We start from the raw sequence: 14,315 nt of genomic DNA, 5'->3' as shown, positions 1-14,315 counted from the left end.
TGAGCCCTCCGGTTCACGGAGTATCTTTGCCGGCCCTGGCTACTGCCCTACGGCCTTTTTTACGCTACTTTCTTCCCGCATGGATTCTGCCGCCTACCTCTTCGACCTACTCAAAATTATTCTGCCGGCCCTTATCGTGGCCGGAGCCATTTACTACCTGTTCCAGCAGTTTCTGGAGCGGGAGCAGCAGCGCCGGCTCATTGAAATGCGCCTGGAAGCCAGCAAAACTACCCTGCCTCTGCGCCTGCAAGCCTTGGAGCGCGTTACGCTCCTGCTGGAGCGCATCAGCCCCAACAACCTGCTGGTGCGCGTGAGCAGCGCCGGCCTGCCCGCCGCCGACTACCACCGCCTGCTGCTGCAGGAAATTCGGGCCGAAGTGGAGCACAACCTCAGCCAGCAGCTGTACATGCAGCCCGAAACCTGGGCCGCCGTGAAGCAGGCGCAGGAAGCCGTAGTGAACCTGGTAAGCACCCAGTTCCGCAGCCTGCCTAACCCCCAGGAAGCTCGCGGCCCCGAACTGGCCCGTCGCGTACTGGAAACCCTCATGCAGGACAACCAACCCGACCCCACCGCCGCTGCTCTGCTGGCTGTGAAGCGCGAGGCCGTAGCTATGTTCTGATGCATAAGTGCAAACGCATCGTAGCGGCCGGTAGTGTCTGGGCACTGATGAGTGTGCCCGCGCACGCCGAAATGCATAAAAGCGGCGCCTCCATGGGCTCAGTGTTGTGGGGAGTTATTCTGCTAGCAGTGGGTGTTCCGCTCGGAATCGGCCTATTGGCGCAGGTATTGGTAACCAACGCAACTGATAAGCGCCCCAGTCGTGCCGCTACCTTGTTCATGGCTTTCATCAGTTGGTGGGGAGGAATGTTTCTCGCTATGGGGAGCCACGAAACAGGACAAAGTAACTCTGGTACTACGCTGCTATTGTTTCTGGGCACGTTGGCACTAACGACTGGCATGGCGTATCTGAGTGCCACCCCTGCTGCTCCGGATGAGGAGTAATGAGCGGCTGTGCAGTCAGTGACCAGAACAACAGACTACAAACGAAAAAGCCCCTGACGTCCGTGCTGGCGTCAGGGGCTTTTGGCTATATGTAGGAGTTTTGCGCTGGTCAGAGGACGGGTTACTCCGGTTTTGCCTCGTCCTGACAACGGCTACACGCTCGCCAGCGAGGTAGCAATGGCGCGCTGGTAGCAGGCTTCGTAAAGGGGTACAATGTGCTCCACGGCAAAAGTTTCGGCGTGGGCGCGGGCCGCAGCTTTGAAGCGGGGCAGGTTTTCTTCTGCCAGCACGTAGAGGGCGTTTTTCACCATATCGGGTACGTCGCCAATTTCACTGACCATACCCGTGAGGCCGTGCTCATTCAGCTCAGGAATACCGCCGGCGTTGGTGCTGATAACGGGTACCTCGCAGGCCATAGCCTCCAGGGCCGCCAACCCGAAGCTTTCCTTTTCAGAAGGCATCAGGAACAAGTCGGCAATACTGAGCACCTCTTCCACGGCTTCCAGCTTGCCCAGAAAGCGGATATCGTCGCAGTAGCCAATTTCGCGGCAAAGCTTTTCGATGCGCGGCCGGTCGGGGCCGTCGCCTACCAGCAGCAGCTTGGCCGGAATCTGCTTGCGCACGCCCGCAAAAATCTGCACCACATCTTCCACCCGTTTCACCGAGCGGAAGTTGCTGGTGTGCACCAGCAGCTTCTCGCCGTTGGGGGCAATGGCCGCCTTGAAGTGGCCCTTATCCTGCTTCTGAAAGCGCACCAGGTTGATGAAGTTGGGAATTACCTCAATGTCCTTCTCAATGGCGAAGTACTCGTAGGTTTCGCGGCGCAAATCTGCCGACACGGCCGTTACGCCGTCCGATTGGTTGATACTGAAGGTTACCACCGGCTCGTAGCTGGCATCCTTGCCCACCAGGGTAATATCGGTGCCGTGCAGGGTGGTTACTACCGGAATACGGATACCGCGGGTGAGCAAAATTTGCTTGGCCATGTAGGCTGCCGAGGCGTGCGGAATGGCGTAGTGTACGTGCAGCACGTCCAGCTTCTCGTTTTGCACAATGTCCACCATCTTGGAAGCCAGCGCCAGTTCGTAGGGTGGGAACTGGAACAGCGGGTAGGGCGGAATGTACACCTCGTGGTAGAACAGGTTCTCGTTGAAGAAATCGAGGCGCACCGGCTGGCTGTAGGTGATAAAGTGCACCCGGTGGCCGCGCTGGGCCAGGGCTTTGCCTAGCTCGGTGGCCACCACGCCGGAGCCGCCAAAAGTAGGGTAACAGACAATGCCGATGTTCATGGGAGAGGAGCGTAAGCGTTGGCTTGCGCCGTTACGGGAACGGCTGAAGTAGTGAGAGGAGAGGCTGCTACGCGGCGCAACGCGCCCAGCAGCGGATCAAGGACAAAAAAATCGGCGGCAGGTCGCTCCGAGGAACGTACTGCCGCCGATTGCGGAATCAAAGGAACGGAAAAGCTGGACAACACATCATGTCTTCTGCAGCGACTTGTAGATTACGTCGTGGATGCGGGTGCGGATGTTGTACTGACGCAGCTTGTTATTGCCGGCGTCGGGGTACACGCGGTTAGAAAGAAAGATGTAGAGGATTTTGTTTTCGGGGTCCATCCACACGCAGGTGCCCGTGAAGCCGGTGTGGCCGAAGGTGCTGGCCGGGGAGAGGTTGCTGGTGGGACCTTCGGGCTTGGATGGGTCGCCCCGGTCCCAGCCCAGGCCGCGGCGGTTGCCGGCCTCGGTGCTGCGGGCAAACTCCGTGACTACCGGTGTCTGGAAGTAGCGCTGCCCGCCGTAGCGGCCGTTCTGCAGGTTCATCTGCATCAGAATGGCTAGGTCGTTGGCATTCGAAAACAGGCCCGCGTGGCCGCCCACGCCCCCAATCATGGCCGCCGTCTGGTCGTGCACGGTGCCCTGCAACTGCGTGCGGCGGAAGTACGTGTCGTTTTCGGTGGGGGCAATGCAGGACTTGGGGAATTTGCTGAGCGGGTTATAGGTCATGTTGCCTAGTCCCAGCGGCTGGAAAAAGTTCTTTTGCAAGAACTCGTCAATGGGCTGCTGCAGCACTTTCTCGGCCACCCGCTTCAGAATAATAAAGCTCAGGTCAGAGTATTCGACGGGGAACTTGCCCTTGGTTTTGGGCAGCAGGCTGGAGCGCTGCACCCAAGTCCAGACGGAATCATCGGAAGTGCGGAGGCTGAACAGGTCGGGGGTTACCTCCCGGGAGAAGTCGGCCGATTCGGTGCTGGCGTAGAAGGTTGGCTTGGGGCCGGCTTTGGTGATGGTTTTCTCCCAGGTAGGAATGCCGGGCTTGAGGCCGGCCTGGTGCATAAGGACTTCGCGCACCGTCAGGTCGCGCTTGTTGGTGCCTTTCAGCTCAGGCAAATAGGACGCTACCTTATCGTCGAGGTTGAGCTTGCCCTGGTCCTTGAGGTACATGATAGCCTGCAAGGTACCTGCTACCTTAGTCACGGAGGCCAGGTCGTAGAGCGTGCTGCTGTTCACGGGCTGCGACTTATCGTAGGTGCAGTAGCCGTAGCTCTTGTCAAACACCACCATGCCATCCTTGGCTACCAGCACCTGGCAACCGGGCGCGGCGGCATAGGCTACGGCTTCCAGGGCTACGTTGTCAATCTGGGCCAGTATTTTGGAGTCCAGCCCTGCTTCCTCGGGAGTGCCGTAGCGCAGGCGCTTGAAGTCGGGAGTGGGCAGGCCCAGGCCGGTCTTCAGGTTTTCAGAAACGGTAACGGGCAAGCGGCCTTTGGCGGGCAGGGCCCCAAACAGCACTTGCGGCACCACCAAGTGGGAGGCGTAGTTGTCTTCGTAGCCGCACACCAGGTTGCGGTTTTCCTCCAGATACTTCAGCGAGTAGGCATTGCCGAAGGCTACCACTACTGTCTTCAGCTTGGGGTTGGCCCGCAGGTCTTTCAGAAACTTCAGCGCGCCCTCCCCGATACCGTAGTTGTGGGTAGGCGTGTTGTTCATGTTGTGCAGGCTGACTACCACCACATTGTAAGGCGCCAGCTGAGTGCCAATGCGGGCAAAAGTGGAATCAAGGGCGTAGCGGTTAGACACGCTGAATACCGGCCCGCTCTGATACTTGCCCATAATTTCCTTGTAGGTCGGAGCATCCGAGCCAATAGTAACCGTGGCAATCCGCAGGGTATCGAGGCGGTGGAAGGGGAGGATGTCGTCCTGGTTCTTTACCACCGTGGTAGCGTGCTCATAGATTTGCTGCTGCACCATGCGGCTCAGGGGCCGGTTCAGGTTTTGCATCAGGTTGGGCACATCAATGGGTTGCGGCTTGTTGAGGCCGGCCCAGAACTTGGCCCGCAGAATCTTGCGCACCCGCTGGTCCACGTCGGCCTGCTCTATTTTGCCGGCGGCAATAGCTTCCTTGATTTTTACCAGAGCCACCGGTACGTCTTCCGAAAATAGCAGCACATCGTTGCCCGCTACCAGTGCCAGGGCATCCAATTCCCCCGGTTTGTAGAGGCTGGATACGCTTTTCATGTTCAGGGCATCGGTAAACACCAAGCCCCGATAATTCATTTTCTCCTTTAGCAGCCCCGTTACCAGGTTGCGGGAAACCGTGGCCGAAAGGGTGCGCACCGTATCAAACAGGGGCATGTACAAGTGGCCCACCATCACGCCCATCACACCCTGCTCAAAGGACTTCTGGAACGGATACAGGTCCACGTTGGTGAGGCGGCCCAGGTCGGAGTTGATGACGGGTAGCGCCACGTGCGAGTCCACGTCAGTGTCGCCGTGCCCGGGGAAGTGCTTCACCACCGCAATTACGCCGTGGTCCTGCAGGCCCCGGATGTACTGAATGCCCCGGCTGGCTACCTGCTCCTTGTTTTCGCCGAACGAGCGGTTGCCGATAACCGGATTATCGGGGTTGGAATTGACGTCGAGCACCGGCGAGAAGCTGATGTGCACGCCCAGGGTCTTCATTTTCAGGGCAATTTCGCGGCCCATCTGGTACACGTACTGCTCGTCGTCCATGGCTCCCAGCGTCATGCCCTTGGCGAAGTGCATGCTGGAATCCAGGCGCATATCCAGGCCCCATTCGGCATCCATGGCAATGAGCAGGGGCACTTTGGCAGCAGCCTGGTAGCGGTTGGTGAGCAAGGCTTGGCGGCGCGGCCCACCCTGCAGGAACATCAGCCCGCCCACACCCTGGTTGCGCACTAGGCCCTCAATGGCCTGGGCGTGGCGCTTGTCCTTGTTGGAGTAGGCAGCCACCATAAATAGCTGGCCCAGGCGCTGGTCAGGAGTGAGGGAGTTGAACACGCTGTCCACCCAGTTCTGCTCGGCCACCGACATGGGCCGGGCCCCATTGTCGCGGGGCACCGAGGAGGAAACAGCCCAGCCCAGAAGGGCCAGTACTAGCAGGAAAAGTCCAATCCGAAAGTCTTTGAGCATCGGCTCCGGTGGTTCGTGCTGAAGGGGTAGAGAAACTGGAAGGCGAGCCGAAAAGCCCTACTTTTGCCCCTCCAAAAAGGGTGCCGGGTAGCGCTGCCGGCCGGGGTAGGGGCCGCTATTGTTAGCCTCCGAATCCCTGCCTGCCTCACTTCCCAACGCAGGAACCAACAGATTAATCTCCGGTGGTACGCACAAAAGTTGGCCGCAAACTTACGCATAAATTCCCGAGGCCCGTTGTAGTCAGGCGGATAGCCCCGGAAATCCAGCCCGGAATGCCCGCCTTTTTTCTTTCGATTTTTGTTTGAGCATGGCCGATATCATCCAACTTCTACCCGAATATTTAGCCAACCAGATTGCCGCCGGTGAGGTGGTGCAGCGCCCGGCCTCGGCCGTGAAAGAACTGCTGGAAAACGCCGTGGATGCCGGTGCCACCCAGGTGCAGCTCATCATTAAAGATGCCGGCAAGCAACTGGTGCAAGTGGTGGACAATGGCTCGGGCATGAGTCCCACCGACGCCCGGATGAGCTTGGAGCGCCACGCCACCAGTAAAATCCGCACCACCGATGACCTATTCCGTATCCGTACCCTCGGGTTCCGGGGCGAGGCCCTGGCCTCCATTGCGGCCGTGGCCCAGGTGGAACTGCGTACCAAACAGCGCGACCAGGATACCGGCTCCCTGCTGCTGGTGGAAGGCTCCCAGATTACCAGCCAGCAGCCCGTGGCCTGCCCCGACGGCACCAGCATCAGCGTGAAAAACCTGTTTTTCAACGTGCCGGCCCGCCGCAACTTCCTCAAAAGCAACGCAGTGGAGATGCGCCACATTCTGGACGAGTTTCAGCACGTGGCCCTGGCAAACCCGCAAATCAGCTTCTCGCTGTTCCAGAACGATTTGGAGGTGTTCAACCTGCCGGCCGGCAAGCTCAGCCAGCGTATTGTAGCGCTGCTGGGCAATGGCTACAAGGAGCAGCTGGCCCAGGTAGAGGAAGTGACGCCCTTCCTGACTGTGAAGGGCTTTATCGGCAAGCCGGAATCGGCCAAGAAAAGCCGGGGCGACCAGTTTTTCTTCGTGAACAACCGGTTTATCCGCTCGGCCTACCTCAACCACGCCGTGCTGACGGCCTACGAGGGGCTACTGCCGAAGGACACCCACCCGTTCTACGTGCTGTTCCTGGACCTCGACCCCAAGTCCATTGACATCAACGTGCACCCCACCAAAACCGAAATCAAGTTCGAGGACGAGAAAACGGTGTACGCCATTGTGCGGGCCGCCGCCAAGCAAAGCCTGGGCCTGCATAACATGGCCCCGTCCCTGGATTTTGATGGTAACGTGAACTTCGCGCCCATTCAGCCCCTGCGGCTGTCGGGCCAGGAGAAGAACCCCTTTGACGACGGTTACCAGCCCGATGCCCTGGCCTCGGCGGCCCGGGCAGCGGCTAAGAGTCCCGGCCGCCCCGCCGCCCAGGATGCCTACGAGCGGCAGCTGCCGCCCCGGCCCACCGAGCAGGCCAAGCGGGAGCTTGAGGAGTTCTACAAGAGCTTGAGCCAGCTAAGCGTACCCGATGTGGAGCACGAAGCCACGGCCGTGGGCGTGCCCGTGCCCACCATCACCCCCCTCACGCCCGAGGAGGATTTGCCAGCCGATGAGAAGCCACTCAGTGGGGGCCTCAACCTCCAGGCTGGGTTTACGGCCATGCCGCCTGCCCCAGGCCGTGCCCTGCCCGAAGCCGAACCCGCGGTGGCCCCCGCGCCGGTAGTGCTGCCCAGCGCCGCGGCGGCCCCGGCCACGCCCGAGCTGCCCCTACGCGAATCCAGTACCGGGCCGGGCAATAAGGTGCTACAGCTGCACCAGCAGTATTTATTGGTGCCCGTGAAATCGGGGATGATGCTGATTGACCAGGTAGCGGCCCGGGAGCGAATTCTCTACGAGCAGTATACCCAGAGTCTGGAGCGGGAAGTAAGTGCCTCCCAAACCCTGCTGTTCCCGCGCACCATCACCTTCACGCCCCAGGATTTTGCCATTCTGCGGGAGGTGGAGGAGCCGCTGCGGGCGTTGGGTTTCCGCTTTACTGATTTCGGCAAAAACACCATTGCCGTGGAGGGTATTCCGGCCGATGTGCCAGCCCGGGATGAGAAGGAGCTGCTGGAAGGCCTCATTGAGCAGTTTCGCACCACGGCCGGCCCCATGAAGCTGGACCGGCGCGAGCAGATGGCCCGGGCCCTGGCCCGGCGCGTGGCCGCCACCGCCGCCGGGGCCCGCCTCTCGGAACGGGAAATGACGGCCATTGTAGATAAGCTCTTTGCCTGCTCGGTGCCCAACTACACCCCGGATGGCCGCCGCACCATCGTGATGCTGGAGCTGGGCCAGTTGCAGGAACTGTTCCGGAAGTAAAACCGGGGTCTGGTCCGGCGGCGGCCAGCCGTTGGGCCAGTTGCCGCCCTTGCTCTACAACAGGGCCAGTGTACTATCTGCTTGCAGGCTAGCTGACTCAACAGCTGCCGGGCAGGCAGCTCACTGCGCCTGGCTTATCTATTCCAACGGTATCTGCGTAGCTTCACTTTCGAAACTCCCTCTTCGCCCGCACAACCTCGCTATGTTTCAGTTTACCCCTATGGTTCGCAACCTGCTCATCGCCAACGTGGTGGTGTTCCTAGCGAGCCGGTATCTACAGCTTGATCTTCTGGCCCTGTACCCCATTGGCTCACCGTTGTTCTGGCCCTGGCAGTTCTTCACCTATATGTTCATGCACGCCGATACGGGGCACATTTTCTCCAACATGATTGGCCTGATTTCCTTGGGGCCGCTGCTGGAAGAGCGGTGGGGGGCCAAGCGGTTCCTGACGTTCTGGCTGATTTGCGGGGTGGGCGCGGGCGTGCTCTACAACGGGCTGCGCACCTATGAGGTGCATCGCATGGGCCAGCAGCTAGAGGCATTCCGGCAGGAGCCCACAGGCGTAAACCTGATGAACTTTGCCGAAACCAACCTGCCCGACTTGGCCAAGACATACGAGTCGTCAGCGGTGAAATTGCATGATAACCCCAATGATACATACGTCATCAATAATACGCTGGGGCGGTTCGAGGCATTGTACGAGGGTAGTCTGAACGGCCCGATGGTGGGTGCATCCGGCGCGCTGTTCGGGATTATCATTGCCTTCGGGATGCTGTTCCCCAACACGTCGTTAATGGTGTTTCCGCTGCCGATACCCATCAAGGCCAAGTACTTTGTGATTCTCTACGGCTTATATGAGTTTTTCTTCGGCATCCGGCGCATACCCGGCGACAACATCGCCCACTTTGCGCACTTAGGTGGAATGCTGGTCGGGTTCATTGTGTTGCAGATCTGGCAGCGCAACCGCACCCGCCTGTACTAGTATGCCCGGCTGGGGCTGGCTAACGCCGCTTGCCCGAAAAATGTGGAAATTTCCCGCCACCCTGCAGCCCACCCGGCCGTACCTCCTTCACCCGCCCTACCACGCACATGAGCATCATTACCGATATCCGAACTGCCTTTAGCCGCGACAACTCCCTGCACAAGCTGCTGCTGCTGAACGTGCTGGTATTCGTGTTTCTGGTCTTGACCAAGGCTATAATGAGCCTTTCGGGCGTGGGGGCGTACTTTCTCAATGTGGCCCGGCAGTTTCAGCTGCCCTCCGACCTGCCCAGTCTGCTGCGCCACCCCTGGACGCTGCTGACGTATGCTTTTTCCCACCTGGAGTTCTGGCACATACTCTTTAACCTGCTCAACCTGTACTACTTCGGGGCACTGGTGCGGGAGTACTTGGGCGACCGGCGGCTGGTGAGCTTGTATGTACTGGGGGCGCTGGCCGGGGCAGTGCTCTTTCTACTGAGCTTTAATCTGCTACCAACCCTGCAGCCCATGGTGGGCCTGTCGCTGCTGGGCGCTTCCGCCTCCGTCACGGCCATCATCATGGCTGCCGCTACTCTGCTCCCCGACTACACCTTTATGCTGTTTCTGCTGGGGCCGGTGCGCATCAAGTACATTGCGGCGGTGGTCATCCTGCTTTCGGTGCTGGCCATCAACCAGGGTAACCCTGGTGGCGGAATAGCCCACATTGGCGGAGCATTGATTGGCTTCCTGTTCGTGAAACAGCTACAAGCCGGCCGCGACCTGGGCCGTCCCGTGCAGGCCGTGGGCGACTTTTTCGTGCGCCTGGTAACCGGCCGTCCCAATCTGCGCGTTACGCACCGCAGCGCAGCAGCCACGGCGGCCGCCCCTGCTGCCAGCAAAGCCAAGGCAAGTGCTACGTCCTTGCCCGGTGAGGATGAAATAAACCTGATTCTGGACAAGATTTCCCACTCCGGCTACGAGAGCCTCTCGAAGGAGGAAAAACAGAAGCTGTTCCGCGCCAGTCAGAAGTAAAGGTGCTTCACCCGGTGGGATGAGAAGTTACGGGATAGGGTACTTAATATCGGACTCGTTGTGGGTGTAGAAGTAGGCGTAGTTACCGCACATTTCTTCCCAACCAGCTACAGTGGCATGCCGTTGGTGCACCACGTCCTCCCAGGCAATGCGCATTTGGCGGGCGCACACCAGCGGCCGCACTTGGCCTACTCCGGTGCCCAGCCCCGGTATAGCCACCGTCTGCACCACTTCTTTTACTAATTGGCCATTAGGCAAACGGCCGTGTTCCAGCAGGAGCAGTAAGGCCCGCATGCTGTGGTACACGTTCGGGCCGCGCGTGATGGTCATGGGCGTGCGCATGGTGGGCGCCGCAATCAAGTAGGGAAACTGCGCGTGGCCGGTAGGTAGAATTTCGGCTTGGCCCACCAGCAGCTCTCCGTAATATTTCTCCCGGATGATGCTCTGTAGATCTTTTTCCAGGTGCCAGCCCAGGGTTTTGGAAATGGCGAAATCAATGCCGCCGTTCATGTAGCCGAAGCTGTTGGCGGGGCTTACCAGCGCATCGGCGGCTACCTCAAAAATGGAGCCGTGGCGAATAGTGACCTGGGATACATCGGCGAAAACCCGGTGCCAGGCGTCGGTAATTTCGGAGTTGGTGTCAGTGAAGTAGAAGTGCATAGAGTGGTTTGCCCCGGTAAAGTACGCATTTCAGCTTTCCGCAAACGCAAAAACGGCTGCCCCACAAGGAGCAGCCGTTTTTGCGTTTGCGCTGACTACGAACTAAGCCGAAGCTTTGCCCATGTTGTCCAGCGCGTCCATCACTTCTTTCACGTGGCCGCGCGAGGTTTCCAGCATTGCCTTTTCCTCGTCGTTTAGTTGCAACTCGATTACCTTTTCGATGCCGTTTTTGCCCAGGATAACCGGAGCACCCAGGTACACGCCGTTGATGCCGTACTCGCCCTGCAGCTCAATGCACACCGGGAACACGCGGCGCTGGTCGCGCACAATGGCTTCTACCATCTGGGCAGCAGCAGCACCGGGGGCATACCAGGCCGAGGTGCCCATCAGCTTCACCAATTCGCCACCACCCACGGCGGTGCGCTGCACAATGGCGTCCAGCTCAGCTTTGCCAATCAGCTCGGTTACGGGAATGCCGCCCACGGTGGTGTAGCGGGGCAGGGGTACCATGGTGTCGCCGTGGCCACCCATCAGGACTGCCTGAATGTCCTTGGGGCTTACGTTCAGGGCTTCGGCCAGGAAGGCGCGGTAGCGGGCCGTGTCCAGGATGCCCGCCATGCCAAACACCTTCTCCCGGGGCAGGCCCGAGGTGAGGTGCGCCTGGTAGGTCATCACGTCCAGGGGGTTCGATACCACGATGATGATGGCGTTGGGCGAGTATTTCACCACCTGCTCCGTCACCGACTTCACGATGCCGGCGTTGGTGGCAATCAGGTCGTCGCGGCTCATGCCGGGCTTGCGGGGCAGGCCCGAGGTAATCACCACCACGTCGGAGTCGGCGGTGCGGCTGTAGTCGTTGGTTACGCCCACGGTGCGGGAGTCGTAGCCGATGATGGGGGCTTTCTGCCAGATATCCAGGGCTTTGCCTTCGGCAATGCCTTCCTTGATGTCAACGAGGACGATTTCGTTGGCAATTTCGCGGGTGGCCAGTACATCGGCGCAGGTTGCGCCTACGTTGCCGGCTCCAACTACGGTAACTTTCATCAGTGGATGGAATTGGGTGTGAACTATGGGATGGGCGTAAAGCTACTTTATAGAAGTTAGATATGATAAGTAAGAGGGGAGACTTTTCCCAAAAAGCCCCGCATATCTAAAAGGAGGCCCGCACGGATAGCAGCAGCTGACGGGGGCGCAACTCGTATTCATTCTGTACCAGTATAAAGTCTGAGACAAACGTGTACTGATAAGTGCGGGCGTTGAGCATATTGCTGGCTTTCAGCTCAATATCCAGCTTGCGGGCAGTAGGCAGCGTGTAGCGGTAAATGGCATCCAGAAAAAAGGTGCGCACAGCTGGCCCCACCCCGGCACTACGGAAGTGCTCGGCCGCCAGCAGCAGTTGGTGTTGCTCGGCCGGGTACAGGGCCAGGCTGGCCCGGTGTTCCTGCAGGCGCGTAGTGGGTTGGTTGGTTTCGCCTACCTGGCTGCGCAGCAGAGTAAACTGGCCCGCGTACTCCAGGCTGGCCCAGCTGACGGGGGAGGCATTGGCGCGCAGGCGCGCGGTGCCCTGCCGGCTGTGGGTGGTAGCTAAGGTGCTGTTCAGCAGCACGGGCAGCTGGCTGGCACTACCGCTCAGCTGCAAACTCAGGCTCGTTTTCCAGGGGCTGATAAACTTGCTGGCCTGGGCCGCCAGGGTATGACTGGGAGCCACCGTGCGCCGGGCTACGGCCACGGTGGTCAGGGAGCCATCGGGCGCTACCAGGCTGCGCAGGAGCTGGTTGCGGGCAGTGCTGCTGACGCTGTACGTAGCCTGATAAAACCAGGAAGTCAGCGGGTTCTCGTAGTAGAAACCCAGCCGGCTGCTGAGTACGCGCTGGCGGGTGAGGGGGGCGGCGTTGCGCTGCAGGGTGCGGTAGTCGCGCAGCAGGTAGCCGTAGTACAGCTGCTCCAGGCTGCCGGCCGGGGTGCTCAGCTCGGCCCCGGCGGTGGCGTGCCACAGCCCGCTCAGCTCGTACCGCCCCGATACCTGCGGCTCCAGCGTCAGCCAGCGGCGGTGCTGGGCAGCGGCCAGGGGCCCATCGGCGGCCCGGAGGGTGCGGTAGCTCAGCGGGGCCTCAGCCTCCAGCCGCCATCGGTCGGTTTTGAAATCCAACGCCGGTTGCAGGTAGTAGCGGGCCTGGTGGGCACGTAAGCGGTTGCGCAAGGAGTCAGCGGTGGTTTCAGCCGCCGGCTGCCGGCTCAGGCTGGAGTTCAGGCTTTGTACCTCCTGCGTGAAGCCGGCGGTGGCCGTGTAGCGCCAGTGCGCTTGCCCCCACAGCAGCGCCGCCGAGTTGCTGGTATACAGGCTGCGCTGGGTGGCAGCCTGGCTGGCTCTGTCGTAGGGCAGCCCGCCGGTTAGCACGGCCGGCAGCGGGCCGGGTTCCACCGTCAGCTGCTGCGGGCTGGCGGCCAGCGTCAGCACGGAGTTTACCTGCACCATCCGCCCCCGGCTCAGCGGCTGCACCAGACCCAGGCGGTTACTAAGGCTGGTGAAGGGGTTGCGGGCCTGTTGGCGGATTGGTTTGGCGTCGACACTGCGCGTGAGCAGCCCGCTCTGCTCGTCCCAGCTGCGGATCAGGCTGAGCGTATTTTTCAGGTAGTACTGCTTCACGTTGCGGATGTAGGCCAGGTCGGTGGTAAGCTGGCGGGGGCGCAGTACGTTGCGCTTGTCCTCGGTGAGGGTGATGGCGCGGCCATCGGGCAGGGTGTAGCGGGTGCGGGTGCTGCCCCGCCGCAGCTGCTCATCGGTGAGGTAAGAGGCATTTACGCGCAGATTGGCCTCCTTGCTAAAGGGCACCAGATGGTTGGCGCTGACCAAGTGCACTTGGTTGAATAGCCAGCGGCTGGCTGGCAGCGGGGGCTGGCCCAGCTCCTGAATACTGGTCAGGTCGGGCTTACGAAACCCCGGCTCCCGCAGCCGCTGCACATCATCCAGGCTCAGGGGCTTTATCTCGGCGGCCACGTCCTGGCCGGTGTTATTGGTCTGGTAAGTATCCAGCAGCTGCTGCCGGGGCGTAAACAGCATGGGCGCCAGGTTGGCGTTCCAAAGCAGCGGGGCCGCGCCCAAACCCAGCCGGCCCTGCCCGGTAGCCGTTACTGCTTTCTTCAGGCTGATATTCAGGGAGGCCTGCTCCGACTGCCGCACCCCGCGCAACGCCGCAATGGGCTGGTGGCGCTTGAGCACCTGCACGTCCTGCACGGCCTCGGCGGGCAGGTTGTTGCTGGCCTGGCTGTAGCGGCTTTCCAGCAAATCGGCCCCGTTGATGTAGAACTTCTGGATGGGCCGGCCCTCATACAGGATGCGTCCGTCGGCCTCCACCTCCACGCCCGGCATCTTCTTCAGCACGTCGGCCAGCACGCGGTCCTTCTTCTCGGTAAACGCCGATACGCGGTAGCTGAGCGTGTCACCCTCGCGCCGGATGGGGTCGGCCTTCACTACTACCTCCTTGAGCGGGGTGGGGTTGTCGGGCAGGGTGAGGCTTACGGCCTGCGAGAAGTTGCGCAGTCGCCGCGTCTGCTCCCGGAAGCCCAGGCTGCGGGCACTCAGCAGCACCGAATCGGCGGCAAAAGGCAGTTGCACCCGGAAACGGCCCGCTTCATCGGTCACGGCCACCGCCGACTCATCCAGGCCCGGCAGCGGCTGCACCTCCACCAGTGCCCCCGGAATGGGCTGGCGCTGGGCGTCGGTGAGTGTACCGGTAAGCGTAGTTTGGGCTGAAATTGTAAAACAGGGAAATACTAAGAATAGTATAAGATATATTGCTTTGATGTGAATGCATTCTATTCTCATAACACATGCATCACGCAGT

General features: G+C 60.5%; 10 protein-coding genes. 5 read left to right on the top strand and 5 right to left on the bottom strand.

Annotated elements, in window-relative coordinates; translation table 11 throughout:
* Positions 1 to 79: 79 nt before the first annotated feature.
* Both ABIB60_RS11075 and ABIB60_RS11070 read left to right on the top strand, forming a co-directional pair.
* On the top strand, positions 80 to 619 hold the full coding sequence (locus tag ABIB60_RS11075; protein WP_354579877.1) for a DUF7935 family protein: 540 nt from the start codon (positions 80 to 82) through the stop codon (positions 617 to 619).
* The gene (locus tag ABIB60_RS11070; protein WP_354579876.1) at positions 619 to 1,002 is read left to right on the top strand and encodes a hypothetical protein; all 384 of its coding nucleotides are present in this window, start codon (positions 619 to 621) and stop codon (positions 1,000 to 1,002) included. The genes ABIB60_RS11075 and ABIB60_RS11070 overlap by 1 nt, the downstream gene beginning before the upstream one ends.
* A 152-nt stretch (positions 1,003 to 1,154) precedes the next feature.
* On the opposite strand, the gene bshA is transcribed toward ABIB60_RS11070, so the two are convergent.
* Together bshA and ABIB60_RS11060 are read right to left on the bottom strand one after the other, a co-directional pair.
* Positions 1,155 to 2,291, bottom strand: coding sequence for an N-acetyl-alpha-D-glucosaminyl L-malate synthase BshA (gene bshA / locus ABIB60_RS11065; RefSeq protein ID WP_354579874.1), 1,137 nt, complete (start codon positions 2,289 to 2,291; stop codon positions 1,155 to 1,157).
* A gap of 186 nt (positions 2,292 to 2,477) precedes the next feature.
* On the bottom strand, positions 2,478 to 5,429 hold the full coding sequence (locus ABIB60_RS11060) for a serine hydrolase domain-containing protein (RefSeq protein ID WP_354579872.1): 2,952 nt from the start codon (positions 5,427 to 5,429) through the stop codon (positions 2,478 to 2,480).
* Positions 5,430 to 5,736: 307 nt separating this feature from the next.
* Here ABIB60_RS11060 and mutL point away from each other — a divergent pair, with 307 nt between their 5' ends.
* The 3 genes from mutL to ABIB60_RS11045 all read left to right on the top strand — a co-directional run bounded on the left by mutL (position 5,737) and on the right by ABIB60_RS11045 (position 9,810).
* Complete coding sequence (gene mutL / locus ABIB60_RS11055) at positions 5,737 to 7,818, top strand: DNA mismatch repair endonuclease MutL (RefSeq protein WP_354579871.1); 2,082 nt, start codon at positions 5,737 to 5,739, stop codon at positions 7,816 to 7,818.
* Between the two features lie 220 nt (positions 7,819 to 8,038).
* Entirely contained in the window at positions 8,039 to 8,800 is a 762-nt protein-coding gene (locus tag ABIB60_RS11050; protein ID WP_354579869.1) for a rhomboid family intramembrane serine protease, read from the top strand.
* 107 nt (positions 8,801 to 8,907) lie between these two features.
* Positions 8,908 to 9,810, top strand: coding sequence for a rhomboid family intramembrane serine protease (locus tag ABIB60_RS11045; RefSeq protein WP_354579868.1), 903 nt, complete (start codon positions 8,908 to 8,910; stop codon positions 9,808 to 9,810).
* A gap of 27 nt (positions 9,811 to 9,837) precedes the next feature.
* Here the strand turns inward: ABIB60_RS11045 and ABIB60_RS11040 are convergent, their stop codons facing one another.
* The 3 genes from ABIB60_RS11040 to ABIB60_RS11030 form a co-directional block, all read right to left on the bottom strand.
* Complete coding sequence (locus ABIB60_RS11040) at positions 9,838 to 10,470, bottom strand: macro domain-containing protein (RefSeq protein ID WP_354579866.1); 633 nt, start codon at positions 10,468 to 10,470, stop codon at positions 9,838 to 9,840.
* 102 nt (positions 10,471 to 10,572) lie between these two features.
* The gene (gene mdh / locus ABIB60_RS11035; RefSeq protein ID WP_354579865.1) at positions 10,573 to 11,514 is read right to left on the bottom strand and encodes a malate dehydrogenase; all 942 of its coding nucleotides are present in this window, start codon (positions 11,512 to 11,514) and stop codon (positions 10,573 to 10,575) included.
* A gap of 106 nt (positions 11,515 to 11,620) precedes the next feature.
* Positions 11,621 to 14,296, bottom strand: a complete 2,676-nt coding sequence (locus ABIB60_RS11030) for a carboxypeptidase regulatory-like domain-containing protein (protein WP_354579863.1) — start codon at positions 14,294 to 14,296, stop codon at positions 11,621 to 11,623.
* Positions 14,297 to 14,315 lie beyond the last annotated feature (19 nt).

The organism is Hymenobacter sp. UYP22, assembly GCF_040547285.1.
Taxonomy (GTDB): Bacteria; Bacteroidota; Bacteroidia; order Cytophagales; family Hymenobacteraceae; genus Hymenobacter.
This window is presented reverse-complemented; position numbering and strand designations above follow the sequence as displayed.